A 26370-nucleotide genomic window follows, 5' to 3' on the forward strand; every position below is an offset into this window, starting at 1 on the left:
AACTTCGTTAAATGATAGTGGTAAAAAGTTAAAGATAAATTATTTAAGTAATTTCAACCAGATAATTAAACTAAAAAAGTTGGCATGCATTTTGTATTAGATTGAGAGCCTTATCGTGTAGCTTGTATTCATCTTTAACAAGACACCAACATAACATGTACCATACTAATGAAAGAGGTTTATAACTATGGGTATTTTTTCTCGTTTTGCTGATATCGTAAACGCTAATATTTCTTCTCTGTTAGATAAAGCGGAAGATCCGCAGAAAATGATCCGCTTGATGATTCAGGAAATGGAAGACACGCTGGTGGAAATCCGCTCAACGTCAGCCCGCACGCTGGCAGAAAAAAAACAGCTTCTGCGCCGCATCAGCATGGGTGAAAGCCAGATTGATGGCTGGCAGGAAAAAGCGGAACTAGCACTGAGCAAAGATAAAGAAGATCTGGCTCGTGCAGCATTGATTGAAAAACAAAAAGTCAGCAGCTTGGTTGCAACTCTGACAAATGAGCTGTCTCTCTTGGACGAAACACTTGAGCGCATCAAGGGAGAAGTCACAGAGCTGGAAAATAAATTGACAGAAGCGAGAGCAAGACAACAATCATTATCTTTGCGTCATCAAGCTGCCGCATCTTCCCGTGAAGTACGTCGTCAATTGGATAGCGGTAAAATTGATGAAGCAATGGCGCGCTTTGAGCAATTTGAACGTCGAATCGACCATTTGGAAGCGGAAGCTGAAACTGTCGGGCTGGGTAAACAGAAATCACTCGACCAGCAATTTGCAGAATTAAAGGCAGATGATGAAATCAGTGCGCAACTCGCGGCCCTGAAAGCTAAAATGAGTACCAAAGACTCACAATAATGACATAAGCCATGCATGGCTTATGTCATGCACAACTTATTGTTTGCACAACTAAGGAAAGATAATGGGCTATATATTTCTTGGGATCCCGCTGATCATCTTTGTACTTTTTGTCTTACCTATCTGGCTGTGGTTGCATTACAGCAGTCAGAACAACAGAGGTCAGTTAGGGAGCAACGAAATCCAGCGTTTAGAGCAACTGACAGAGAATGCCCGGCATATGCAGGAACGGATCAAAACGCTGGAAGACATCCTCGATGCAGAGCATCCAAACTGGAGGCAGTCATAATGTCGAATAGGTACAACCGGAAATTTTACCGCCTGCCTGAGCAAGGAATGGTTAAAGGGGTTTGTGCCGGGGTGGCAAACTATTTTGACGTTCCCGTTCCACTTATCCGCACCATCACGGTACTATCGTTGTTCTTCGGGCTGTTTGGTATAACGGTATTGGCTTATATTATTTTGTCCATTGTTATGGAGCCGGCACCTGCGGGATACCGGGCTGATGAAAAAGAGGCAGGGCCATCGGCGCAGAAAATGTTGGATGAAGTTGATTACCAATTGAGGGCAGGCGAAGCTCGCTTGCGCCAAATGGAGCGCTACATTACATCTGACACTTACAGCGTACGCAGCCGTTTTCGCCAGCTTTAGGTCATGGATAAAATTGAGCCATAGACTTCATTAATTGAAAGACGACAAATCTATCTAATTGGTCTAATTAGTTTATATAGTGAGTTTATGTCGTTAATAGAAAAAATATATGCGATCTGGCCGTAACAGCGGAATGACTGGGCATGAAATCAAATACCGGTGTTACGGGCTAGGTTAAACCGAACTACGGTATTCCATTGGGAGAAACATGAAACGGTTGCAAAACGAATTAACAGCTCTTGTGAATCGTGGAATGGACCGCCACTTGCGGTTGGCGGTAACAGGATTAAGTCGCAGTGGAAAGACCGCATTCATCACATCTTTGGTAAACCAGTTACTTCATATTCATAGCGGTGCCAGATTGCCGTTATTTTCAGCAGTACGCGATGGACGACTGCTTGGTGTCAAGCGAGTTCCACAGCGGGATTTGGGTGTTCCCCGCTTTGCTTATGATGAAAATATTGCAGCGTTGCATGAAACACCGCCTTACTGGCCGATCCCGACACGTGGCGTGAGTGAAATTCGCTTGGCGCTGCGTTACCGCTCTGAAGATTCTCTATTTCGTTACCTTAAGGAAACCTCAACCCTTTATCTGGAAATCGTCGATTATCCGGGAGAATGGTTATTGGATTTGCCCATGCTAGAGCAAAACTATCTGGCATGGTCGCGGCATATGAGTGGATTGCTGAAAGGGGAAAGAAAGGAGTGGACCAAGCCGTGGCTAGAATTATGCAATCAATGCGATCCATTGGCTCCTGCCGATGAAAACTTACTGGCCAAAATCGCTCAGGCCTATACCGATTACTTGCATCAGTGTAAACAGCAGGGATTGCACTTCATCCAACCCGGTCGTTTCGTATTGCCGGGAGATCTGGCCGGAGCGCCAGCCCTGCAATTCTTTCCGTGGCCGGATATTGACAAAATTGGCGAACCTCAATTAGCAAAAGCGGATAAACACACCAACATCGGCATGTTGAGGGAACGTTTTGCCTACTACTGTGACCATGTCGTCAAAGGGTTCTACAAAGAGCATTTTCTCCGTTTTGACCGACAGATTGTTTTGGTGGATTGTTTGCAGCCATTGAATAGTGGCCCGCAAGCATTCAATGACATGCGGCTTGCGTTGACGCAGCTTATGCAGAGTTTCCACTATGGCAAGCGAACACTGTTCCGGCGTCTGTTTTCACCCTGCATTGACAAATTAATGTTTGCTGCCAGCAAAGCCGATCATATTACCCCCGATCAACACGCAAACCTTGTTTCCCTGTTGCAGCAATTGGTTCAGGAAGCCTGGCAAAATGCTGCATTTGAAGGGATCAGCATGGATTGTGCGGGGCTGGCATCTGTTCAGGCAACAGAAAGTGGCATAGTGGCCCATGATGGTGAAAAATTCCCGGCCATTAAGGGAAACCGTCTGTCAGATGATAAACTAATGACATTTTTTCCGGGAGAAGTGCCACAACGTTTGCCGAACAACGATTTTTGGCAAAAGCAAGGGTTTAATTTCGAATCATTCCGGCCAAGACAAGTCAATGTCGATACACCGTTACCCCATATTCGCATGGATAGTGCGATGGAGTTTTTATTGGGAGATAAACTAACATGACAGAGCCTCTGAAACCGAGAATGGATTTCAGCGATCAGGCGTCAACGTCGCAAGAGCCATCACTGAAATCGAAAAAGGAATTTGATAATCAGGAAAATGAATTCTATCCAGCGATGCCAGAATTGGCCGCAGAGGAGCAAGAAGGAGAGTTCGAAGGTGCAGTAAATGCGGCTTTGCGGCCCAAACGTAGCTTTTGGCGAAAAATCTTTACCTGCGCCATCTTGTTGCTGGGTGTCAGCGTAGTCGCTCAATTTATCCAGTGGATATATCAATCATGGCAACAACATGACTGGATAGCATTGGGCATTGCCGCTGCGGGTAGCATGATTATGCTGGCTGGAATAGGCAGTGTAATAAAAGAATGGCGTCGTCTTTATCACCTGCGCCAACGTACGGAAGAGCGGGATAACGCAAAAGCCCTGTTGCAAAGCCATGGTGTCGGCAAAGGGCGTCAATTTTGCGAGAAATTGGCCGCACAAGCCGGGATTGAACCACAGCATCCGGCATTGCAGCGCTGGCAAGCGGCCATGCATGAAACACACAATGATCGTGAAATTGTCATGCTGTACAGCAAGCTGGTACAGCCGGTTCTGGATGCGCAAGCCAAGAAAGAAATTAGCCGTTCTGCTGCAGAATCTGCATTAATGATTGCCGTCAGTCCGTTGGCGATAGTCGATATGGCCTTTATTGCGTGGAGAAATATTCGCCTGATTAACCGGATTGCGGCACTTTACGGAATCGAATTAGGTTATTTCAGCCGCATTCGCTTGTTTCGGTTGGTTTTGTTGAACATTGCTTTTGCGGGAGCATCAGAGCTGGTCAGGGAAGTCGGAATGGATTGGTTATCACAGGATATCGCAGCGCGCCTTTCTGCGCGAGCCGCACAAGGTATTGGCGCGGGGCTGCTTACGGCCCGTCTGGGAATCAAGGCGATGGAGTTATGCCGTCCTTTGCCGTGGATTGATGGGGATAAACCAAAGCTGGGGGATTTCCGTCACCAATTGCTTGCCCAGATTAAAGGGACATTGCCGGCGAAAAAAAATACATTCACGAAAGCCAAAAACGTACTCAAAGAAACAGAAAACAGCACAGTGGATAAACGATAGCTACTGTTATTTTAGGTTGACATCTGACTTTATTGTAAACTTTTACTGACAAGGGCTTCATCTATTGCATAGTAACGGGTAACATTTCAGTCGGTTATGAGCATCGTGTAAATAAGGTCAGAATAATGCGATTGGAAGTTACTTGTCAGGATCGAATTGGGTTAACCCGAGAGTTGCTTGATTTACTGGTTCTACGAAATATTGACCTGAAAGGAATTGAAATTTCTCCTGCTCGTCGTATTTACCTTAACTTTACCCAAATTGATTTCAACACATTTCGTTTATTAATGGCGGAGATCCGTCGGATCAGTGGTGTGATTGATGTCAGGACGGTTGCTTTCATGCCGTCAGAGAAAGAACACCGGGCAATGTGGACGTTACTGGAATCAGTTCCTGAGCCTATATTTTCAATTGATATGAAAGGCAACATAGAACTGGCCAATCCGGCCTCCCTGTCACTGTTTGATCTCGACAAAGAGAAGGTCGATCAAAAGAATATCGCCAACCTAATCAGCAACTACAACTTTAGCCGCTGGCTCGAAAGTGAGCACCACCAACCAAATACCACACAACTATCCATCAAAGGCCGGGATTACATGATGGATATTATTCCCATGCAGTTAACTGATGAGAATCAGGTTGTCAGGTGTGTTGGGGCAGTGATTATATTGCGCTCAGCAGTATCTCATTTATCAACGCAAGTTGAGTCATTACGCAAAAAATTAACTGTAAATGATGATACCGCTTTTGGGCAGCTTATTGCTGTCAGTCCCAAAATGGTTCATGTGGTCGAACAAGCCCGCAAAATGGCAATGCTTGACGCTCCCTTACTGCTGATTGGGGAAACAGGAACAGGAAAAGATGAATTCGCCAAAGCCTGTCATTTGCGGAGCGCCAGAGGAAATCAACCTTTTCTGGGGCTGAATTGTGCCTCCATGCCAGATGATGTTGTTGAGAGCGAGCTGTTTGGTTATGCCGCAGGAGCCTATCCGAATGCGGTGGAAGGTAAAAAAGGGTTCTTTGAACAGGCTAATGGCGGCACGGTTTTATTGGATGAAATCGGCGAAATGTCGCCGCAAATGCAGATTAAATTACTGCGTTTTTTGAATGATGGAACATTCCGCCGTGTCGGTGAAGACAACGAAGTTAATGTTGATGTCCGGATTATCTGTGCCACCCAGAAAAACCTCCTTGAATTAGTACAACAAGGGGAATTTCGGGAAGATCTCTACTATCGGCTGAATGTATTAACAATCACATTGCCTCCTTTAAGGGAGCGTCAGGCAGATATCATGCCACTGACGGATTATTTTGTGACACGTTTTGCAAAAGAGCAGGGTTTAGCCAAACCCAAGTACTCCCATGATTTGGAACAATTTCTGAGTGGTTATCATTGGCCGGGGAATGTCAGGCAACTACGCAATGCGATCTACCATGCATTGACTCAATCTGAGGGTAACAAATTATGCCCGCAAGATATTCAGTTACCTGGATTGGATGCTGACATGGCATTTAATGAAGATATGCTGGAAGGGTCTTTGGATGAGATCAGCAAGCGTTTTGAACGTTCTATATTGACGCGCCTTTATCGCCATTATCCCAGCACGCGCAAACTGGCAAAACGGCTTGGTGTTTCTCACACCGCCATTGCCAATAAATTGCGCGAATATGGATTGAGTGGTAAAAAACACACCCCTGAACAGGCAGATGATGACGAATAATCACGCTTTCTTGGCTCTTAAGATTCTGTGTTCTTAAAATGAGTGTGTGATCTTAAAACAATAGCTTGAATTTAAAACAGCCAGCCAGAGATTTCTGGCTGACTGTTTCCATTTCCCTTCATGCGACGACAAAATTTTTAGAAGGCAACATATTGCCAAGTAAAGATCGCTGTTCTAAGAGAACGCTATTCAATGTTTGAACTTATTGAAGGGGTATCGGTTCTGAGTACATCAGATAATTTTATCGGCTTGGATAATGAGAGGAATTGAGATGATTCGCTGACAGATGATTTTATCATTGCAGCTAAGTCCGATGTGTTCCTTGGGCGCTCTGAAGGTTCAACAGATAAAGCCTGATCAATGAGTTGCAAGAATGAATGTGAATATCCGGCAAGGTTACGTTTGACCAAAGGCTGATAATTATCCTCAAGATTGCGTACAATGCTGACCGGCGGCGGCGAACCTATAATCAGGGTATGAAGCAAGGCGCCGATTGCATAGATATCTGACCAAGGGCCTTGCTGACCTTCATCATTGGCGGTGTATTGTTCAATCGGGGTAAAACCCGGCCTTATCGACACCTCAGATTCATCAGACAATCGTTCAGTCATTTTCCGCGCGGAGCCTAAATCGAGCAAAATGGGGTCACCATTTTCTTGAATCAGGATATTATCCAAACAAATATCACAGTGTAGATAACCCGCTTGATGGAGTGTGTTAATGGCATCAAGCAAAGGTAATAAAATACGGCAAAGCCAGCGCTGGTTGATGCTATTGGGTTGTGTTGCCAGCAATACCTTCAATGTCACGCCATTGTAAAATGGGGTGACAATATAGGCAGTTTGGTTTTTTTGCCAGAAACGAAGAAAAACCGGTAAGCATTTATGTTTGAACTTAGTCATTAAATGCGCTTCATGCACAAAATTTGTCAACCCAATTTGATATCTCTTTTGGAAATTTTGCCTGCGCAGCTTCAACTCTAAATCTTGACTGCGGGTCACCAGAGAAAAGGGCATATATTCTTTGATAGCAACCGCACACTTCTGTTGATGATCCCATGCTCGGTATACAATGCCGAATCCTCCCTTGCCAATGACTTTCTCTATTTCCAGTTCGTTAAAACAGTATCCAACGGGCAGTGAACAGGAAGATAATGGATTACCTATATTGCAATTAATTGACATGATGGACGCTCTCCTAGATCCCACAGTTATTCCATGAACTGGAACTGAAATTCACCTTGTTCGAGAGAGACACGTAGCTGATGATATTGCTGTCCATTAGCACTGGCAGAAAGCAAATGCTGGCTGATTTGCGGCAGCAAGGTATTGGTTAAAATGGCATCAACCATACGGCCCCCCGATTCGATTTCTGTACATCGGCTAACGATATGTTTAATCATGACGTCATCGAATATGGCTGTAATAGCATGATTTTCCAATAATCGTTTCTTTATTCTTTCTAATTGTAAATGAACAATTTCTGTCATCACCTCATCGCTCAATGGATAGTAGGGAATAACCAACAATCGTCCCAATAGCGCGGCGGGAAACACATTCAACAAAGGTTTCCGCAGTGCGGTAGTGAGCGTTTCAGGCTCCGGAACAGGATTTTGTTGCATACACAGTGAATTGATTAAATCGGTACCGACATTGGATGTCAGGATAATAATGGTGTTGCGAAAATCAATATGCCGGCCTTCTCCATCCTCCATCCAGCCTTTATCGAAGACCTGAAAAAATATTTCATGAACATCAGGATGGGCTTTTTCAATTTCATCCAGCAATACGACGCTGTAAGGGCGGCGGCGAACGGCCTCGGTCAGAACACCGCCCTCCCCATAACCGACATAACCCGGCGGGGCACCTTTTAATGTTGATACAGTATGAGCTTCCTGAAATTCACTCATGTTGATGGTAATCAGATTTTGCTCCCCGCCATACAATGTTTCTGCCAGTGCCAGCGCTGTTTCAGTTTTACCCACACCAGAGGGGCCACATAGCATGAAGACACCAACCGGCTTATTGGGATCATCTAATCTGGCCCGTGAAGTGCGCACCCGTTTTGCAATTAATTCCAGTGCATGATACTGCCCAATGACACGTTGATTAAGCGTATCCGCCAACCGCAATACCGCATCAATCTCGTCTTTTACCATACGATTGAGCGGAATGCCTGTCCAATCGGAAACCACGGCGGAGATAACATTACTGTCTACAGAAGCAAAAATCAGCGGGGTATCTTCTTGCAGGGTTTTTAATTGCTGATGCAGTTCCGTCAATTCATTGTGGGATCGGTGAATATCATGGGGCGAATCAATTTCGTCATGCGGTGGTTTATCGCTTTGTCGGTCATGGGATGAATGTTGGTGAAGTTGGGTTCTCAGTTGAATGATTTTGTTGATCAAAGCAAGTTCTTGTTGCCAACGATGCTCCAGTTCGGCTCGTTCTTCTTCCAGCAGCGATAATTGGGTAAGAATATCTTCCGAGCGCTGGCCATCGGCCACACCTATTTTAGATTCCCGTTCAACAATATCTAATTCAATCTTCAAGGCTTCAATTTGGTGACGGCAATTTTCCAATTGGGGTGGCTCGGCATGTTGGCTGATCGCTACTCTGGCGCAAGCTGTATCCAGTAAAGCCACGGCTTTGTCCGGTAATTGGCGGGCCGGAATATAGCGATGGGAAAGACGGACAGCCGTTTCTACAGCTTCATCCAACAACAGAACATGGTGATGATTTTCCAGTGAATTGACTAAGCTACGCAGCATCAATAATGCTTTTACTTCATCAGGCTCATGAACTTGGACAACTTGAAAACGGCGGGTGAGGGCAGGATCTTTTTCAATGTATTTCTTGTACTCAGACCAAGTGGTGGCACCCAGTGTCCGTAAGTGGCCCCGCGCCAATGCCGGTTTTAATAAATTGGCGGCATCACCTGTTCCTTGTTGTCCGCCTGCGCCAATCAGGGTATGAATTTCGTCAATAAACAAAATAATCGGAATAGGGCTGGATTGTACTTCATCAATAACCTTACGTAAGCGGGATTCAAATTCACCCCGGACTCCCGCCCCGGCTTGTAACATGCCAATATCCAGCAACCAGAGTTGAACGTTTTTCAGCGGCGGAGGAACTTCATCCGCCACAATCCGCAAAGCCAGCCCCTCGATGACGGCTGTCTTACCGACGCCTGCCTCACCTGTCAGCAACGGGTTATTTTGACGGCGGCGCATCAAGATATCGATAATCTGGCGGATCTCTTCATCACGCCCTGTCACAGGGTCAATTTCACCGTTACGGGCGCGGGCAGTCAGCTCTTGCCCATATTTCCGCAAGGCGCTGTCTGTTGTTTGTTGCGTTGCTGCCTGAGTGGCATCATGGGTTGCTGAATCAGCATCAATGGCCGCTTGTGCTTCTGTACTGCTTCCGCAGATAGCATTAAAATTATCTACCAGTGTATCTGCATTTATCTTATCGAATTGTGGTGAAATGGCCTTCAATGTATTACGCAAGTTGAACGTCTTTAACATGCCAATCAGCCAATGCGCGCTGCGGATTTGATTAACCCCGAATTTCAGTGAGCCATATACCCACGCTCTTTCCACTGCGCTGTCAATGTGTTCTGACAGGTCAGAAATGGTGCTGGCGCCACGTGGCAAGCGATCAAGCGTTGCGATGATATCTTTTCTTAAGCTGGCCTCATCCAAGGCAAAATAACGAATGATTAACTGTAGGTCATTATCTTGCTGTTGCATGAGCTGGTGCAGCCAATGTACGAGTTCGACGTAGGGATTAGCGCGTAGTTTACAAAATGCAGTCGCATTTTCCAGTGAAGAGAATAAGACACGGTTAAGTTTACCAAAAAGCACAGAACGGCTGATTTCTGACATAAGTATGATCCGCAATAATTATGTTTATGGGAAAGGGTGTTTACGGAAAAATTGTTTTTATGAAAAAGCGGGTTTATGAAAAAATGGTCAGTCCGATGGAAAAAATTAACCGGAGGCGCATCGCGCCGAATTTATGTCGGCAGTTTCTGGGCTGTAGATTAAATCATCATAATGTCTCGGTCTGGTAACGTGTCCCAGCCAGCTATTCAGACCCAATTTTACGCTTTCTGACAGGTGCATTTCGGTTATTGTTGCTTCATTAAGTATCAGCTTTATATCCCATGTATATTCAATTCCCAGATATTGATAAACCCATTCACGCAGTTGTTGGGATTTAGGTTGTTCTGGCAAAAACAAGTCATATTCTGCCCGTGTCAAGGGGCCAATCTCTATACGGAATTTATGCTGTGTATCGTATATGGCCGTGCCTAGAAATGCAGATTCCCCCAAGCGGGGGATATGGCGGCCTGCGGCTAACCTCACCTGATCTTGTGTGTCAAGTTCTAGCCACTGGGGAATATTCTGGACAACTTTTACGGGCACGTTGAAATAAACGAATAAGATTTTTTCCAGCCCCTCTGCACTGTGTCCCTGACGGGAAATATGCCCTGCCAAGGCATAACGCGCGTGACTGTTGATGATATTGTTTGTGTCAGCATCACTCGCCTTACCGGTGTATTTTTTATTGAAGCTTTGCTGGGCAGGCAACCCCATTCCGATTAGGCTGGCCAGATAATGACAAAATTGTTGATCGTCTGGTCTATCCAATGATGATGTGGGCTGCGCATTGGCCCATGCCCGGTAGAAAAGCAGTATCAGTCGATGGTGGAAGACATTGGCAAAGGCCCCCAAAGTAGAATCATGATAATTATATTCTCGCGTATAGGCATACTCAGTCAGAAAGAGGGGCATAGGCCCATTGGGGCCAAACAATCCGAAGCTGTAAATCAGTATTTCATGTAACTTTGAATTTTCCAGCTTGCGAACTTTTGAAATTGCAGAAGGGGCGAATATCATCGAAGCATGTTGCCCCAAGCGCACGGATTCATAGCGCGGCAATGGTGCCGTCCCTAATCGGTAATACTCTCCTGATTGAGCATCAATGCGGCGTAGGGTCTGAAATAAATCAAATTGCCAAGGCGCTTGGGTGAGTTGTTGCCAGAAATATTCTGATAAACGACATGCCCGATGAATGGCAATGACATCTGTATTCATATTCGCATGCCTCTCTTATATTAATTTCTTGCTTCCCATGCGGGCAGACCAGAAACCGATCTGCCCTCGTTGATAGCTATAGAGTGACATTTCAATAAAGGAATTCATGGTGACAAGGCGTGAGAATAATTTCTCCAGTACACTGCCTAAAATCCACGGGCTGCTGCCGGCGAATTCTTGTTCATTCACTTCAAGTTTAATACTGACACCGCGGGCAAAAACGATGGGGCCAGGCTTGGGTACTCTGCGATGGATTTCCTTTAATGAACAATGACGTATTCCATTAATCTGACGGGCCACTGCAGGTTCTGCGAGGTTGGCATAAAGACTGAGCAATTGCCGTAAAGCCTGAGTGCCTTCTTGCTCATCTTTATCCATAAAATTTGTATAGTTCAGTTGCAGTTGGCTAATTAAAACCCATGCAACAGCGCCTTCTGCCAGTGCCGGATGCGGAATGGTCGGTTTTTTAAGAAACAGGATTTGCTCAATGGGGATGGAATCCAGCATGGCAAAACTATTGATGTCTTGTTGCCGTAACATGGCGGGTAAATCGCGGTTGGTGCACATGACATCGGCACTCAAATACTTTAATGCATTGGGCCACGGAGAGTGCTGTTCATCAACAATCGAAATGAATGTTTCTGTTCCGATATAACTGGTGCGCGTTCCATAATGCTGGGCATGATCAGATAAAACACGGGGTTCACGGCGCAATGAAAAGTAGGCACCATAATTGCCTTTATCATCGCTGTTAGTTGACCAAAAGGGGCGGAATACTTGTTCTTCTTTATGTTGTTGATCCGTGCCATGAAGGCGTTGTACCGAAAAAATTTCATAATCCAGCGGACGGATATTATCCGCGACCAGATGATATTCATTGGTGCTGTCATCGACAGTGACTCGCTCGGTGATTTTAGGGAATAAATTAATCACAGGCGTGCAATTCAGTGCCAAATAGGAAGCATCAACTAAATTTTCCAAGGCATTGTCAATCTTGTCCAAAAGTACGATCAGTTCAAACTCATTTTCTTTTTCTGTCTGCTCCAGCAAGGATTGCATGCCATGAATACTGAAAAAACGGAAACGTGCAGGAAACGCAAAATACTCTTGGATCTGGCGATAGCCACTGAAATTGCGGGGATCATTGGGCAAAAGTGCCTGATCGTCTTCAAACCCTTCATGATAGGGGGCAATATCGGGCAAAACGTGATATTTCGGAGTCTCACCCACAGTCTGGCATACCATGCCGACGGAGTGTTCCATCATCAGTTCCAGCAATCTTTGGGACTGGATATCTGGGCCTGAAAGAAAAAAAGTCAGTTTATTCAAATCCAGATCATTCAGATAAAATTTACCTTTACATTTCAGGTTAATCCGCAGCGCACTGACAGCCCCATAATGATGTAAACTCAATCCCATAAGCGGTAAATTAGCGGGGATTTTGCCGAGCACAACTCTTTGTATATTTAATGGTTGCAGAATGACATCTTGAGTGGTGGCATATTTAAACGTTATCCCTTCTTTCTTCAACGACTGGCAAAACATGATGGTATTGCGGGGAACTAAAAACCCGTGACTGATATCCCCCTTGCTCATATCAGGCTGGAGTTCAGTGATTGCCATTGAAGGCGTTGGTGCCAAATAGTTGGGGTACAGCATTTCCAATAAGTGTTGGGAAAAGTGTTGGAATTCAGCATTCATTTTTAATTGAATGCGGGAAGTCAGGAAAGCAAACCCTTCCATTAGGCGTTCAACATAGGGGTCAGCAATATCAATTCCGTGCATACCCAAACGGCTGGCTATTTTAGGATAACGTTCCGCAAATTCTTTTCCCATCTCGCGCAAGTACATCAGCTCTTGGTTATAATATTCCAGCAACTTGCTATCCATGAAACTCTCCTGTGTTTTTATCCTGCTTGTTTCATCGTGATATAACCATTTTCCAGATCGATATCACTGCGGAACAGAAATTCAATCGGCCAAGGAATACACCACATAAATCCTTTTATTTCTATCGATAATACATTGTACAGAGACAAGGAACAGATATCGGAAATGCACCTCACGTGAAGTTCATCGGGAATAATGCGGGGTTCAAAAATTTGAATGGCATGGGTGATTTTATTTTTAATATCATCCCATTCGATATCAGATATACATTTTCCGGCTAATGGAGATATGCCAAAGTTGTAAACAGAATTCACGAGCTGTGGGAAAAATGAGAAATCTTGGTGAGGTTCTCTATTGATGGTGTTAAGTAGCCACTGTAAATCCCGCAATAAGTTTTGTCGTAATTTTTTATGTGACAGTAGATAGTGACTGGCAGTTTCTTTTATTTCTGAAGGCTCATTGTCTGTCAGCCTGTCTAATAAAGAGGGCTGCATTCTATCTCTGGCTGTTATGCGTGGCGGTTTTCTGGAATGATAACCACCATGTAATAAAGTGATATTATCCTTCATTAATCACCTATTGAATATTATTATATCTGTCCTATTTCAAGTGGCGGTTTTGTTGTCTGCCCCTTGAAATTAAATAGATATAGAATGGATAAATGTTGATTGAAATGCTTAAAAAGCGTCAAGAAAAATAATTGTAATAAAATCGTCAGACTCTTTAATTTCTTTTCTTATCTTGTGATTTTTTATATCGGTTGATTTCTGCTTCATAGGATTGTAGGAAATTTTCACCAAACGAAATATTATTTTTTTCCATGTCATGGATCATTCCGGCAATGATGCCTAATTGATGGGCTTGCAGCTCAATTAAAATATCTCTTGTTGATTCTTCTGGTGACATAAAGCCGGGCATATGGTCACCAAACATTTGAACCAATACCGCCTGACCGGAAGGCAATAGCTGGAATGGATTATTGGCATCTGGCTTAATTTGAGTTACGTCAGAATTTGTATGACTTTTTAGCAATATACGGTTTTTTAGTGACAGGCGCGATGCATTGAGTGCCATGATTCCTTGAGACAGCAGGCTGAGTAATTTCCCCAGTTGATACATCACATGCTCATCAAATTGTGGCTTTTTAATATGGCCAATTCCCATGCCATCCAATAAAGCCGTCAGGAGTTTACCTTCTAACTGTATTTCATCTGACTGAGAGGAATAGGAAATAGCGACTTGAGCCTCAATGGGGTCAATATTAAGGCGTTCATTGGCCTTATTATCATAGAGATGATAATTATCATCTTGATCGGCACTATTTTCACAATGTACTGAGTTATCTGCTGTGAAAAGAGGAGGAGGGGGCGATGATAATATTTTAGCAAATGATGGTACATTATCCTGATCCTGATGGCGTATTGCTGGTGGATCAGGTGGTTCTGTTTTATCGGAAGATGCCAGTGGTTCAGCATTATCCAGTATCAGGCTCAAGGGATTATTGTTTTTGATATTTTTGCGAGTGTGCTTATCAAAACCGTATTTATCCGAAGCGGACTTATCAGTAAATAGCACCAGAGGATCAACTTCCTGCCTGTCACTGTGATTACCAGAAAAATTGCTTTGGTGTGCCAATGTACTGGGAGATGGATTATTCAGGATATTTTCTTGTTGAAGGTTTCCATTCGGGTTAAACATCGCAACCGGCTCCGTCGCGTGGGATTGCAGGCTATCGAGGTTAATTTTGGTTTCCATTTTTTCAAGTGGGTCAATGGGATTACGCTCCTCCTGTTGTCCGGTATTTATCAATGGATTATTGTCATACGATTCATTGGAAATAGGGTGTTTTTCTTGATTTAGTGTTGGATTGAAAGGCGTGAAAATATTTTCCAGACCTTCCCAAACTTCATTGGGAATATCTTCTGAATGAGTACGAGAAGGCTGCATACTGTTTATTCCCAATGAAGTTTGGGAAGACATATTCTGAGATTTATTTTTGGAGAGGGTATCAAGGGGCTTAGCATCAACCATTCGGGTTTCGGCCACAGGGGGTAGGCTTTGATTAATACTGGCCACTTGAATTTGGTAATCGCCAATATTCAACATATCACCATCATGAATTTCAATTTGGCGATCTGGTGTCATGGGAATTGTATTCAGCAAAATCTCAGAGGATGCGCTGCGATTGGTTATACAGCATCTACCAGTGGCATCAGTCGATACAATGATCTGCAAAGGCGCTATAGATTGCCCTTGAACGGGTAAAACCCAGTGATTGTCCGTGCTATTGCCGATAGTGCCACCGGGAGGAATAAAATCATAACTGAGTTGTGGCGGCCGATTTGTACCGGTATTTTTAACAATGGTGAATCGCATAATTATGGATACCTATTGTTTGTTAGTCGTCATGCTTTAGACAATACCCCCTGTTAGGGGGTATTGTAGTTTTACAGATATCATCTAAACTCAGGCAGCTGGTGCCGTCTGCGTTTTGGCGGGAATCCACTTGTATTGAATCTCAGCACCTTTAGCGCCTTTGTTATCTTGAGGAATGTAAGCTTCTTTGTATGCTTTGAATTTAATGAAAACCAGAGCAAAGAAGTATCCATCGCCATAGGAAATTTTGGACTCAGAAATCACAGCATTATCCATTTCTAAGGAGTACCAGGGCACTTGTGTTCCGCCCTGACGACGTACTTTCAGCTTAGTTGAATCAATGTGTGTTCCTTGAACAAGATATTGGCGTAAGGTGATACACGCTTTGTCAAATACAAGTTCGACTTGTAAATCACCAACGGAGACAGTACCAGCACCGAGCCCAGGAGTTGATGTGTCATAACAAAGTGTGTTAGATAGAGCAAATGCAAATGTTCTGACGGCTGTCCATTCTTTATATTCGTGATCTTCTGATTCGCCTTTGACATTAGAAAAATTGATATATGCATCAGTACTTATAGACATAATTTTTCCCCTCAAATAGAGTTAAATTAATTGAGTTAAATAGATATATAATGGTGGCATTAAATAAGATTTCATAATATCCAGAGTTTGTATTTATATTGAAAAGGCATTTAGCTAAAATGCCCAAATTAATGATGAGATATTTATTTAATATAATGAATTGCACAAAAGTATTAAGCTCCTTTTAATGAAGGGAGTTTTGACACTAAGCGTAAAGAAACCGTAAGCCCTTCTAATTGATAATGAGGGCGTAAGAAAAATTTCGCATGATAATAACCCGGATTGCCTTCAACTTCCTCTACTTGAACTTCTGCAGCGGCTAGAGGTTTTTCCGCTTTGATAATTTGTAAAGAGTTAATAGGATCACCATCAACATAATTTATGATCCATTGATTAAGCCAACGTTCCATATCGCTGCGCTCTTGAAACGTTCCTATTTTGTCGCGCACGATACATTTCAAATAATGGGCAAAACGGCAGCAGGCAAATAAATAAGGTAGACGAGCCGACAGATTGGCGTTGGCCGTCGCGTCAGGATCGTAATATTCAGCCGGTTTTTGTAGTGATTGTGCACCAATAAATGCCGCCATATCAGTATTTTTGCGATGCAATAACGGAATAAAACCATTCTTGGCTAATTCAGCCTCACGGCGATCGCTAATGGCGATCTCAGTGGGGCATTTCATATCTACACCACCATCATCGGTTGGGAATGTGTAGCAAGGCAGATTTTCCACAGTCCCGCCCGATTCCACGCCACGGATAGATGTACACCAACCATACAGTTTAAATGAACGATTGATATTAACGGCCATGGCATAAGCAGAATTAGCCCAAGTGTAATTATTGTGCGTAGGGCCTTCGGTATTTTCTTCAAAATTAAATGCATCTACGGGATTGGTTTTGTTGCCGTAAGGCAGGCGGGAAAGAAAGCGTGGTAGTGCTAAACCCAGATAACGCGAATCTTCAGATTCCCGCAGGCTGCGCCAAGGCGCGTATTCCGTATTTTGGAAGATTTTTGTGAGATCCCGTGGGTTGGCTAATTCCTGCCAGGACTCCATTTGCATTACGCTGGGTGCTGCGCCAGCAATAAATGGGCAATGGGCTGCCGCACTGATTTGTGCCATTTCGCGCAGGAGTTCAACATCAGGGGCAGTATGATCGAAATAGTAATCACCTATCAGACAACCGAATGGTTCCCCGCCAAATTGGCCATACTCTGCTTCATAGAGTTTTTTAAATATCGGGCTTTGATCCCAACTGACTCCTTTGAAACGTTTTAGAGTGCTGCTCAATTCTTTCTTCGAAAGACACATGACCCGAATTTTCAACATCTCATCGGTTTCAGTATGATTGATCAGGTGATGCAGGCCGCGCCAAGCACCTTCCAGAGTTTGAAACTCATCATTGTGCAAGATCTGATTGATTTGCAGGGACAGCTTATTATCGATTTCAGCAATCAGGGATTGAATAGTGCGGTAAGTATCGTCGGAGATTGTAACCGCATTCTCCAGCGCTTGCTGCGCGAGAATGGTGACTGCATTTTCAACCGCACTGCTGGCCTGTTCGCTTTGTGGACGAAACTCTTTTTTCAGCAATACACTTAATTCATCAGGGGTGTACTCTTTCGATGCCGGTTCTTGCTGAAGTTCGGTTTCTTGTTCTGTATCTGTTGTGCTCATGGATTATTCCTTATTTTCCGTTCCTTCTTCGGTGGAACTTTCTGCTTCAGTAGAACCTTCAGCGGGTTTCGGGGCTTCGGCGAGTGATTTCATCAGTGCAGGGTTTTGCAGAATCTCGGCAATAAGCTGTTCTGCCCCGCTTTTGCCGTCCATATAAGATAATAAATTTGCCAGTTGGGTACGCGCATCCAGTAAGTGAGCCAGTGGCTCCACGTTTTTTGCAATGGCATCAGGTTGAAAATCTTCCATTTTTTCAAAGGATAAAGTCACATTCAGTTTGCCATCACCGGTCAATGTATTATCAACTTGAAAAGCCAGACGGGGACTGATTGATTTCATGCGCTCATCAAAATTATCGACATCAATTTCCAGAAAACTGCGCTCACTGACTTCAGGTAATGGTTCTGTTGGTTTCCCCGCCAAATCAGCCATGACTCCCATAACAAACGGTAACTGAATTTTCTGTTCTGAACCGTAAAGTTCGACATCATATTCAATATGTACTCGTGGTGGCCGATTTCGGGCGATAAATTTTTGTCCACTGGATTTCATTATAAATTCTCCATTACTGGCTGATTAGCTGGATGGGTTAGGCAAATATAATTTGCTGTTAAGGCGAATGAATTAAAATAAATGACGATTAATCTGTGTCCAAACGATCTGGACGACCAAAAATAATCTCGAGCTGATTTAACCCATCGGGGGCAAGGTCATAAACAATGTCTATAAAATCACGATCAATTAATCGTTGAATACGCGCGATCATGATGGGTGCAGGATGACTTGGCTCATGCATGACAAAATAATTTTTGGCTTTTTCCAGTAACATCCGGGCTTCATCACGGTTGATGGCTTCAAATGCGTGCCAGTCAATGGCGGCGTCATTGGTTGCATGTATTGATGATGATGCTTCCCGTGTTCTTTCTTTAGGTACTCTTTCTGGAGGTACTTTTTCTTGCGGTAATATAGAATTGACTTGTTCCGGCTCGGTTGTTTTTTCTGGGATATTGATTTCCGATTGGGAATAAGGACTAGATTGGATCACATTATTTATATTTTTTAAAAACCGGGTTAATTCGGGGACATTACTTTCCGACATTTTTTGACGAATAATATCGAGGATATCGATAAGCAAAGAATGCAGTTTTTTTATTGCCGCCATTTCAGGGGTATTAACTTGTTTTTTTAAATCATCCAGTAATCGAGTACGCCCGCCGGTATAACCGCTAATTTCAGTGACTGTGCCATCCAGTAATGAACAAACTTCCTGTAAGGTTAATTCTTTCGATGTACATTTCAATAGTATGCAACACATTGCTTGAAATGTAAGTGGAGAGTTATCTTCAATGGAGGCCAGGATATTAAGGCGAAATAAAGGATCATATTCACCTTCAAATTCCATCCTTGGCCAAACGTCTTTCCAATAAAATTCCAATGTTTTTTTAAGTAAATAGATACCATCGGTATAACCGCACAACCCTCGCATTTCTAACCATGATTGTGTCAGTATGATGATAATACGCAAATCTTTGGTTCGGATAAACAGATTGAGGGCTCTTGTTTCAACCTCCACCCAGTTGGGATGTTCAGCAGGAATAGTCACATCACCAAATTGCTGCTCTGCTTTTCCGAACATGGCATTTTCTAATTCTATAAATTCGATATCATATTCCAAATCCTCTCCACAAGGAGATTCAACACTGATTGGTTCGAGTAAGGCATCAATGTTCATAGTGATTTCCGGCTCATTTTGCTAATTGAATACGCTACCGATTTTTAGAAGCCAATTTTTTATAAACCAATAAAATTGGGGCAAGTGAAATTGGGCAGCTGGAAAGGGCTATAAATACTGTTTGGTGTGAATTCCAACGAGGCAGAGTGCCCATTGATATTGAACGTTGCTTGCAGGCTCGTCTCATCGTCGGCGTTTTGATTCGGTTTGTGATATTTCGCACGATCCAGAAAACGGTTGAGCGCCCATGGTCCCGAGGTGGTTAAGCTGGCTGTTGTGCCGTCATCCAAGTTTAATTGGATGCGGACTTGATTTGTTCCGCTGGGGCCGGGCCAGTTAAGCAGTTGTGAAACTTGTGGGCCATGGCTGTATTGCAATCGTTGACCATCGACGTCCAATATCATGCTTAATATGTCATTATCCATATCAATGGTGCGGACGATAACACGGAATGAAGGCGATGCTGTACCACGGGTAAAAAACGTATCACGGATGATTTGAGCTTGTTTAAAAGGCCTGAGCATGTCAGAGCTTCCCGGTAATGTTTTCCCATCCACTCCCGATATAAGCCGCCATTCAGGCTGAGTGGTATCCGTTTTTTCCATCAGATTTTTTTGAAAGAAAACATCCATGGCACCGGTTCCAGGGGCAAACATTTTGGTCATGTCATCGGGTTTTATATCGTTGCTGGTTCCCTTTGTCAGCGGATAGCGGTTGGCGATTGCCCGATTGCAAAAGCTGTTGACCTCGGCGTTGAGTTTTTTACTGATATTTTTTATATCACTGGATTGAGTATCGCTGCTGGCACCCATTGCCAGTGAAGAAATCATGCCACTAAAGGGGATCGGGAGATGTTCAGCCGTTGTTTGTAGTTGCATGATCACTTTATTCGGTGGGGCTGGCATACCCAGATTGGCCGCAGTCTGCACAGAATTTAAATATTCATATAATTGCTTGATTTGTTTAAGTATGCTGTCAAAAGGAATGGTTTTTTTCTGTTTATCGGAACTTGCTGCCAGCGCAATGAGTTGCGCAAAATGTTCTTTCAGTATCTGTTCTGGTGTGAGCTGATTATTGTTCAGTTGTGGTTGGTTGGTCACTAATTTTGCCAATGGGCTGGCTTTGCCTTTTGTCAATGATGCGGAATTATTGCTGACTAGCCCGCTGAGTGTACTCGATTTATTACTGATTGAGCCTTCATCCAGAATAAGATTCTTGCTGATATTGATTAACAGAGTACGCAATGGAGAATTATTTGAAGCCAACAGGCGAGCCATATTGGCGCGCTGTTCCAGACTGTCGATATGATTCAAGTGAATATCAGACAGGAATCTGTCCCACTGATAAATATAATCATTGATATAAAATTGTCGTACTAAAAGGGCTATATCTTTAGGTGGCTGCTTTCTTGAATAAATGCCAAGCACCCAATTATCCTGATTATACAGCGAATCAATAAGGGCATTTAATTCCTTGCCCACATTGGCTTGATAACCGGCAGGTGTGAACATTGCCGGAATACCAAAATTTATTGATATGCCACTGATACGCGAGAAAACCAATTCAGCTTGTGGGCCTGCGAGTGTAATGAGATTTATTGAAGGAACAGCCTGATTAGCCAACGAATTATGCTTCAAATGTGTATAAATGATTTGCGCCAGTGGAATACTACTCAATATCAATTGTTTTTTTTTCACTAGCTGCTCATCACGAAGATAAGGCGAAGTCACAGGGTTATTGTCCAATAATTGACTGAGGTGCCAATCGATTTCTTCTAACGCCTCTTGAGAGAGATTACCTTGGGAAATCCCATTTTGAGCCACATTGTTTGCTGTATCTATGTCTAAATAGGGTGTTTCTGAATAAGGTGTTTCTAAATCCTGTTGTTGTAAACTCTGTTCTTGTAAATTCTGAGTTTGTAAATATTGTGCCTGCAAATAGTGCATAACCCAGTGGCGCAAAAACTTACCATCATAATGCTTGGGCTGGTATAACATTTGGTAAGCTTTCAATGCATTGTAAGCATCATTTCTATTATCGTTATTGCCTTGTTCATAGTTATTGCCTTGATCAAAATTATAATCTTGATGAATTTGAAAGGTAATTAATCTTGCCACTCGTGGCAATAGCCATGCGTGCAGTGCTTTTATATACAGTGACCTGCTTGCATCATCAATCTTCTCACCACTATACAATCCCATTTGGTAGGTCAGGGGAGGTTCATTCAGCGAAAAGTATTTACTTTTGCCTAACTCTGCCAGGCTGTTCAGAATAGGCAGCAAAGCATAAATATCCATGTCATTGGCGCTGTTCTTTAATTCTGTTTCTTGGTGCAGAATTAAAGGAACTTTAGCCTGTACTTCCATCAGGTAATTTTTATTATTTTTGTAGCTGGTGAATAACAGAGTAACAATGAAGCCTAATATCACCACAAATACGGTATAAATTAACCCGTTCAGCAAGCGATTACGGTATACCCACCAACGGTTGTAACTGGCTAAACTGGCTTCTTGGAATATATTTCCCAATAAGCTTTTCAGAAAATAAACTTGATGCGAGGGAGATTGGTGCAAAAAATTTTTATTGTTCTCCCTTGCCAGTGAAGCACTGTCATTATCCGTCGGTAATTGAAGATCATGGTTAAATTTCTCCATGACTCTATCGAAAGGAAATCCTTCCTGTGTACTGCTGGTGAAAAACAGCCCACGCGGTGAATACGGAATTTCAAATCCGGATTGTGCAAATGCTATGCCAATATATTGTGCGATCAATGGACGTAAGACTATAAATTCTTGTGGAAACAAATAACTTTCGGCGCACTGTCGGGGGGAGCTTTGATGCAATAAAATATCAGGTAATTCAGCTTCCAACCGTTTTTGCAACAAATTATATTGTTGCTCAAAAATCTCATTTATATTTTGGTCAATCTTGTTCCATGGCAAATTAAATCCCCAAATTTGCTCACGTTGTGTTTCATCAAGATGAGAAAAATAAGCAGTAAACCCTTTCAGTAAATCGGTTTTGGTAATGATGATGTAAATGGGGAATTGGATTTTAAGTTGTTCATGTAATTCTGATAAACGCCTGCGCAATGCATAAGCCTGTTTATCACGGCTTTCCTTTGATGGGTTCAGGAGATCTTCCACACTGATAGTCACAATGACGCCATTGAGTGGCTGGCGTGCCCGATATTTTTTCAGTAGATGGATAAAATATTTCCATTCACTGGCGTTTTGTTCATGCTGCGTATCTTGGGTAGTGTATCTTCCTGCGGTATCCAACAAAACAGCGTCGTTGGTAAACCACCAATTACAATGATCTCTCCCTTTCATCGTATCCAAAGCCGATTTTTCAAAATGATCGGCCAATGGAAAATGCAGACCGGAATTAGCCAATAGACTTGTTTTTCCTGATTGAGGTGCTCCGATAACGGCATACCAAGGTAATTGGTATAAATGTTGGCGGCTGAACATATATTTCCAACTTGGCTTATATTTGCGATTCAACCCATAAATATAAGCATTTTTCAGTAGCCGGGCGGCATTGGAAAAACGATCTGACAATGATGAATATTGGAATTTTTTATTCTCATCATGGCTCTCATCATTGTCTTTGGCTGGTTTATTGGATGATTTTTTATTCGACCATGCTTGATATAAATAAGGTATCAGCTGAATGAAAATCCAGATCAGGAATATTAAGGCAATGGTGACTATTCGTACGGCATTTGATTGAAAAGGTAATGTGCCATTGATAGAGAGAAGAGGCCCAATATACCAGATAACAGCAGAAAGGCTTGTTATTCCAATGAAACCCCAAAATAACCGATTAACAATAATAGAAAGAATGGTATTCAGCATGTTTCCGCCTTCTCACTCCATTTGATTTGCAGGAGAAACTAACAGTGTAATTTCGACTCGTCTGTTTTTAGCGCGATTATCCGGAGTATCGTTGGGTACTAAAGGATCACTGGCGCCTTTTCCTTCGGTTTTGACACGTTCTGCTTGATCCAAATATCGTTGTAGCTCTTGTCTTACCGCTTTGGCTCTGGCCAGCGATAAAATGTAGTTGGATGAATAACTGGCGCTGTGCATGGGGCGATCATCGGTATAGCCAATCACTAAAATTTCGCCTGATAGTTTATTCATCGCCTCAGCGATATGTCTGAGAATGTTCAGATAATCGCTTTTAATCTGAGCCGAGCCGGTATTGAATAATCCATCGCCACTCAACGTCACCGTACTTCTATCCGCTAAATCTGTCACACTTAACAAACCCGCAGCACTTTCTTTCCTCAGCATATATTGCAGGCTCAAGGTAGGAGGGGCTTGGGGAAGCTCCAGTTCAGTGACAGAAGCATCCGGTATCGGGGTTTGATAGATGGTTGCCACGGTGGCGCTGGCTATATTGCTCAATCGCCAGTTGAGCCCGATATAGAGAATACAAACAAAAATACTGGCTGCTGCTGCATAAGCCCATAGAGGAAAAGAAATATAACGGGGTTTGACCGGAACAATGATGTTCTGCAATGACGGCGATAATTCCGGCGGATAGTTGCCACGAATAGAGTGAAGTAACTGGAACAGGCGTTGTTTTACGCTTTCTAGCTGAGAACGCCCATTGTCCATGATGCGGTAACGACCCTCAAACCCAAGTTGCAGGCAAAAATTAATCAATTCCAGTAAAAATAAGTTCTCTGCGGGTTTTTGCGACAGTGTTGCCAATAACTGGAAGAATTTTTCACCTCCCCATGTTTCATTGTGGAAAGTCACCAACAAACCACTGCCCGACCAAACACTGCGTGTTCCCCAAGGCGTCAATGCCGCCGCTTCATCCAATGCTGTACACAAACAATAACGCGCACCAATAATCACTTCATACGGCAGTTTGGCTTGCTGGCACTTCACTTCAAAATGCCGGATTTCATCGATTAACTTTTGCCGCAGCTGTGCCGGATCTGGGTGAATGGTTGAATAACGAATTTGTGGGATGCTGTTTAGTAATGGGTTTGCAGCAAGAACCAACGGGTTTTCACGATTGTTGCCAGAAAGTACAGCATATTTATCCGAATATGTTTTCTGCGTCATACGAATCCTTACCCTTATTTGGACTGATTGCGGAGCGCCCAAAATTCCATGCTTAAACCGGGAAAATCACCCGCCAAATGCAGAGCAAAACCACCGGACTTTTCCATTTGGTTCCATATCTCGCCATCTTTTTCTAATTCAAAGTATAAATAGCCTGAATGCCAAGGAATTTGTCTGGGAACTGATGGGATTGCGCACAACGGAATGCCGGGTAGCTGTAACTGAACGAGTTCACGTATTCGATCAACAGGGGCAATTTTCATCTGGGTTGGAAAACGGTTCATTAATGTTTCTTTAGGTACATCTGCATAGACCGCCAACACAAAACTGAAGGTGTTCAGCATATCGGCATCCGGCAATGTCGCGACATTCAACCCATGAGAATATTCTGTCAGAGGCAGTAAAATCGCATGCTCTTCCAAAATGATCGACAGCCCCTGACGCAGTAACAGCATGAGATGGTTAAAGCATATTGCCAGATTGTTATGGTCATAAATGGGCAGTCTTTCTTCCGGTATCCGCATTGAGGTAAAACTGGCCAGCTCAGTGGCGAATTGCAGCCATTCACCGAACAATCGTTCTGGATGCAATAAGGCAATGTTCCTCGCGTGGCTGACTTGACCGCTATAGCGATTAATCAGTGACAGCAGAAGAAAATCCATCACCGTTGAATCATTCCTCTGTCCCAGTTGCAGCAAACGCTGGCTTACCAGTTGACGGCGTTGTTCCAGCAAACCCTGTAAATCAGTAATGAAACCGAAAACCTGCGGATGGGCATGGCAGTTGAGCAGGGGAGGAATAAATTGTGAGTCGAGAAGTAATTTACTGTCGCGAGTTTTATTGATGACATGCATCACACTGATTGACGTCCATTCGGGCGTTAAATCTGACTCCAGCATCAGTCGCAGGCGCAGTTTTCCAAATTGCACCGTAGCACTTCCGACGGCCATGGCGTTAAAGTCGTTGACTTCGGCTTCAGTGCAGACAAAACGGGCCATGGAATCTTTTCTCTCACTGAAAATGATTTCTTCTTTTCCGCCCCGGAAACTCGGCAATGCCAATACCACTTTTTCTCCGACTTGATTCTCGGCAATTTGCAATGGCATCGGTGCGTCTATTTCAGTGAAACGAAACGGGGTGCCATCAGGGAAAATGCCACTGGCGGATGAAATCATTACCTTGCCTTGTTCGAGGAGAGGTTGATTCAATTCCAGGGTTAAAAACCCCCAATAATATGGAATTTGGGCCATTCCCCAGTCACGAACATATGATTCCAGATAATTTTCTGACTGTTGAAAGTGATGGGGGCGTAAAAACATGCCTTCTGTCCAGATAACTTTTTCTGCTTTGTTCATGTTGTTCCTTCATCTGCGGCATAGCCTGTATCACATTTATTGGCTTTGATGGAATTTAAGCCTTTGTCCGTAACCTGAATGCATATCATTAATTCATCGGGTGGGGAGGCCCAAAATTCGTAAAAAGAAGGTTGTTCAGGAACGGGAACAGGCAATGCTATGCGCCATTTTTTCCCGTTTAACTGCTTATATTCAGCGAAAATGCCGATATAACTGGCTTTTGGTATCTTTTTCTCTGACCAAAAATATTGGTGCTGGGAAGGAAGTAAAAAAAATTGTTCAGCATTAATCAGTTTGTCACCCAGCACAGTTTGCACATTGGCCTGTAGTGAAAAGAAATCAGCAGACATAAACTCTATATTTGATTTCAATAGAACAATGTTTATTTTTAATGGAGCAGAGTCATTTACATTCTTTGTGGCAGTAAAAATAAATTTATAGAGCGGCAGCTTTTCCTGTTTGGGTGATGAAGAACATCCTGTCAGTGTTATTAAGATAAAGAACAGTAATATTTCACTTAACCATGTCATTATCTTTTTATTGATGGCGAAATAACGGGTTTTCATGGGAGAGGGTTCCTGTATTAACCATGATTTCCCTTATCTTCCTTTTTCTT

20 protein-coding genes are annotated in these 26370 nt (G+C 43.3%); 6 read left to right on the top strand and 14 right to left on the bottom strand.

The window, feature by feature from the left end:
* Positions 1-187 precede the first annotated feature (187 nt).
* From pspA to tyrR, 6 genes are all read left to right on the top strand, one after another.
* On the top strand, positions 188-859 hold the full coding sequence (pspA, locus tag BM100_RS07420) for a phage shock protein PspA (protein ID WP_092509460.1): 672 nt from the start codon (positions 188-190) through the stop codon (positions 857-859).
* Between the two features lie 64 nt (positions 860-923).
* Positions 924-1148 carry an envelope stress response membrane protein PspB gene (gene pspB, locus BM100_RS07425; RefSeq protein ID WP_092509462.1) on the top strand — a complete coding sequence of 75 codons (225 nt, stop codon included), beginning with the start codon at positions 924-926 and terminating at the stop codon, positions 1146-1148.
* Positions 1148-1510 carry an envelope stress response membrane protein PspC gene (gene pspC / locus BM100_RS07430; protein ID WP_092509464.1) on the top strand — a complete coding sequence of 121 codons (363 nt, stop codon included), beginning with the start codon at positions 1148-1150 and terminating at the stop codon, positions 1508-1510. The genes pspB and pspC overlap by 1 nt, the downstream gene beginning before the upstream one ends.
* A gap of 208 nt (positions 1511-1718) precedes the next feature.
* A complete protein-coding gene (locus tag BM100_RS07435) occupies positions 1719-3116 on the top strand; it encodes a YcjX family GTP-binding protein (RefSeq protein WP_092509466.1) in 1398 nt (465 codons plus the stop codon).
* Positions 3113-4222 carry a YcjF family protein gene (locus BM100_RS07440; protein ID WP_092509468.1) on the top strand — a complete coding sequence of 370 codons (1110 nt, stop codon included), beginning with the start codon at positions 3113-3115 and terminating at the stop codon, positions 4220-4222. The genes BM100_RS07435 and BM100_RS07440 overlap by 4 nt, the downstream gene beginning before the upstream one ends.
* Positions 4223-4347: 125 nt before the next feature.
* A complete protein-coding gene (gene tyrR / locus BM100_RS07445; protein ID WP_092509470.1) occupies positions 4348-5943 on the top strand; it encodes a transcriptional regulator TyrR in 1596 nt (531 codons plus the stop codon).
* 185 nt (positions 5944-6128) lie between these two features.
* On the opposite strand, the gene BM100_RS07450 is transcribed toward tyrR, so the two are convergent.
* The 14 genes from BM100_RS07450 to tssJ form a co-directional block, all read right to left on the bottom strand.
* Positions 6129-7127 carry a serine/threonine protein kinase gene (locus tag BM100_RS07450; protein ID WP_092509472.1) on the bottom strand — a complete coding sequence of 333 codons (999 nt, stop codon included), beginning with the start codon at positions 7125-7127 and terminating at the stop codon, positions 6129-6131.
* A 26-nt stretch (positions 7128-7153) separates the two neighbouring features.
* Complete coding sequence (gene tssH, locus BM100_RS07455) at positions 7154-9832, bottom strand: type VI secretion system ATPase TssH (protein ID WP_092509474.1); 2679 nt, start codon at positions 9830-9832, stop codon at positions 7154-7156.
* 105 nt (positions 9833-9937) lie between these two features.
* Positions 9938-11047 (bottom strand): type VI secretion system baseplate subunit TssG, encoded by a 1110-nt coding sequence (tssG, locus tag BM100_RS07460; protein ID WP_092509476.1) that lies wholly within the window; start codon positions 11045-11047, stop codon positions 9938-9940.
* 15 nt (positions 11048-11062) lie between these two features.
* Complete coding sequence (gene tssF / locus BM100_RS07465) at positions 11063-12937, bottom strand: type VI secretion system baseplate subunit TssF (RefSeq protein WP_092509478.1); 1875 nt, start codon at positions 12935-12937, stop codon at positions 11063-11065.
* Between the two features lie 17 nt (positions 12938-12954).
* On the bottom strand, positions 12955-13506 hold the full coding sequence (locus tag BM100_RS07470) for a type VI secretion system baseplate subunit TssE (protein ID WP_092509480.1): 552 nt from the start codon (positions 13504-13506) through the stop codon (positions 12955-12957).
* Positions 13507-13660: 154 nt separating this feature from the next.
* Entirely contained in the window at positions 13661-15313 is a 1653-nt protein-coding gene (locus tag BM100_RS07475) for a type VI secretion system-associated FHA domain protein (RefSeq protein WP_092509482.1), read from the bottom strand.
* A 90-nt stretch (positions 15314-15403) separates the two neighbouring features.
* Positions 15404-15898, bottom strand: a complete 495-nt coding sequence (locus BM100_RS07480) for an Hcp family type VI secretion system effector (protein WP_092509484.1) — start codon at positions 15896-15898, stop codon at positions 15404-15406.
* 173 nt (positions 15899-16071) lie between these two features.
* On the bottom strand, positions 16072-17580 hold the full coding sequence (gene tssC / locus BM100_RS07485; protein WP_092509486.1) for a type VI secretion system contractile sheath large subunit: 1509 nt from the start codon (positions 17578-17580) through the stop codon (positions 16072-16074).
* 3 nt (positions 17581-17583) lie between these two features.
* The gene (gene tssB / locus BM100_RS07490) at positions 17584-18132 is read right to left on the bottom strand and encodes a type VI secretion system contractile sheath small subunit (RefSeq protein WP_092509488.1); all 549 of its coding nucleotides are present in this window, start codon (positions 18130-18132) and stop codon (positions 17584-17586) included.
* Positions 18133-18220: 88 nt separating this feature from the next.
* Positions 18221-19312, bottom strand: coding sequence for a type VI secretion system protein TssA (gene tssA, locus BM100_RS07495; protein WP_092509490.1), 1092 nt, complete (start codon positions 19310-19312; stop codon positions 18221-18223).
* Positions 19313-19371: 59 nt separating this feature from the next.
* Complete coding sequence (tssM, locus tag BM100_RS07500; protein WP_092509492.1) at positions 19372-23172, bottom strand: type VI secretion system membrane subunit TssM; 3801 nt, start codon at positions 23170-23172, stop codon at positions 19372-19374.
* A gap of 12 nt (positions 23173-23184) precedes the next feature.
* Positions 23185-24399: a DotU family type VI secretion system protein gene (locus BM100_RS07505; RefSeq protein ID WP_092509494.1), complete on the bottom strand. Its 1215-nt coding sequence runs from the start codon at positions 24397-24399 to the stop codon at positions 23185-23187.
* 14 nt (positions 24400-24413) lie between these two features.
* On the bottom strand, positions 24414-25754 hold the full coding sequence (gene tssK, locus BM100_RS07510) for a type VI secretion system baseplate subunit TssK (RefSeq protein ID WP_092509496.1): 1341 nt from the start codon (positions 25752-25754) through the stop codon (positions 24414-24416).
* Entirely contained in the window at positions 25751-26320 is a 570-nt protein-coding gene (tssJ, locus tag BM100_RS07515; protein WP_244590526.1) for a type VI secretion system lipoprotein TssJ, read from the bottom strand. Before tssJ ends, tssK begins: the two co-directional genes overlap by 4 nt.
* Positions 26321-26370: the final 50 nt, after the last annotated feature.

The sequence above is a fragment of the Xenorhabdus mauleonii genome (genome assembly GCF_900113945.1).
Lineage (GTDB): Bacteria > Pseudomonadota > Gammaproteobacteria > Enterobacterales > Enterobacteriaceae > Xenorhabdus > Xenorhabdus mauleonii.

Excerpts from the sequence above, each read along its gene's own strand:
- pspA (WP_092509460.1), top strand. The coding sequence starts at position 188 with ATGGGTATTTTTTCTCGTTTTGCTGATATCGTAAACGCTAATATTTCT.
- pspB (WP_092509462.1), top strand. The coding sequence starts at position 924 with ATGGGCTATATATTTCTTGGGATCCCGCTGATCATCTTTGTACTTTTT.
- pspC (WP_092509464.1), top strand. The coding sequence starts at position 1,148 with ATGTCGAATAGGTACAACCGGAAATTTTACCGCCTGCCTGAGCAAGGA.
- BM100_RS07435 (WP_092509466.1), top strand. The coding sequence starts at position 1,719 with ATGAAACGGTTGCAAAACGAATTAACAGCTCTTGTGAATCGTGGAATG.
- BM100_RS07440 (WP_092509468.1), top strand. The coding sequence starts at position 3,113 with ATGACAGAGCCTCTGAAACCGAGAATGGATTTCAGCGATCAGGCGTCA.
- tyrR (WP_092509470.1), top strand. The coding sequence starts at position 4,348 with ATGCGATTGGAAGTTACTTGTCAGGATCGAATTGGGTTAACCCGAGAG.
- BM100_RS07450 (WP_092509472.1), bottom strand. The coding sequence starts at position 7,127 with ATGTCAATTAATTGCAATATAGGTAATCCATTATCTTCCTGTTCACTG.
- tssH (WP_092509474.1), bottom strand. The coding sequence starts at position 9,832 with ATGTCAGAAATCAGCCGTTCTGTGCTTTTTGGTAAACTTAACCGTGTC.
- tssG (WP_092509476.1), bottom strand. The coding sequence starts at position 11,047 with ATGAATACAGATGTCATTGCCATTCATCGGGCATGTCGTTTATCAGAA.
- tssF (WP_092509478.1), bottom strand. The coding sequence starts at position 12,937 with ATGGATAGCAAGTTGCTGGAATATTATAACCAAGAGCTGATGTACTTG.
- BM100_RS07470 (WP_092509480.1), bottom strand. The coding sequence starts at position 13,506 with ATGAAGGATAATATCACTTTATTACATGGTGGTTATCATTCCAGAAAA.
- BM100_RS07475 (WP_092509482.1), bottom strand. The coding sequence starts at position 15,313 with ATGCGATTCACCATTGTTAAAAATACCGGTACAAATCGGCCGCCACAA.
- BM100_RS07480 (WP_092509484.1), bottom strand. The coding sequence starts at position 15,898 with ATGTCTATAAGTACTGATGCATATATCAATTTTTCTAATGTCAAAGGC.
- tssC (WP_092509486.1), bottom strand. The coding sequence starts at position 17,580 with ATGAGCACAACAGATACAGAACAAGAAACCGAACTTCAGCAAGAACCG.
- tssB (WP_092509488.1), bottom strand. The coding sequence starts at position 18,132 with ATGAAATCCAGTGGACAAAAATTTATCGCCCGAAATCGGCCACCACGA.
- tssA (WP_092509490.1), bottom strand. The coding sequence starts at position 19,312 with ATGAACATTGATGCCTTACTCGAACCAATCAGTGTTGAATCTCCTTGT.
- tssM (WP_092509492.1), bottom strand. The coding sequence starts at position 23,172 with ATGCTGAATACCATTCTTTCTATTATTGTTAATCGGTTATTTTGGGGT.
- BM100_RS07505 (WP_092509494.1), bottom strand. The coding sequence starts at position 24,399 with ATGACGCAGAAAACATATTCGGATAAATATGCTGTACTTTCTGGCAAC.
- tssK (WP_092509496.1), bottom strand. The coding sequence starts at position 25,754 with ATGAACAAAGCAGAAAAAGTTATCTGGACAGAAGGCATGTTTTTACGC.
- tssJ (WP_244590526.1), bottom strand. The coding sequence starts at position 26,320 with ATGAAAACCCGTTATTTCGCCATCAATAAAAAGATAATGACATGGTTA.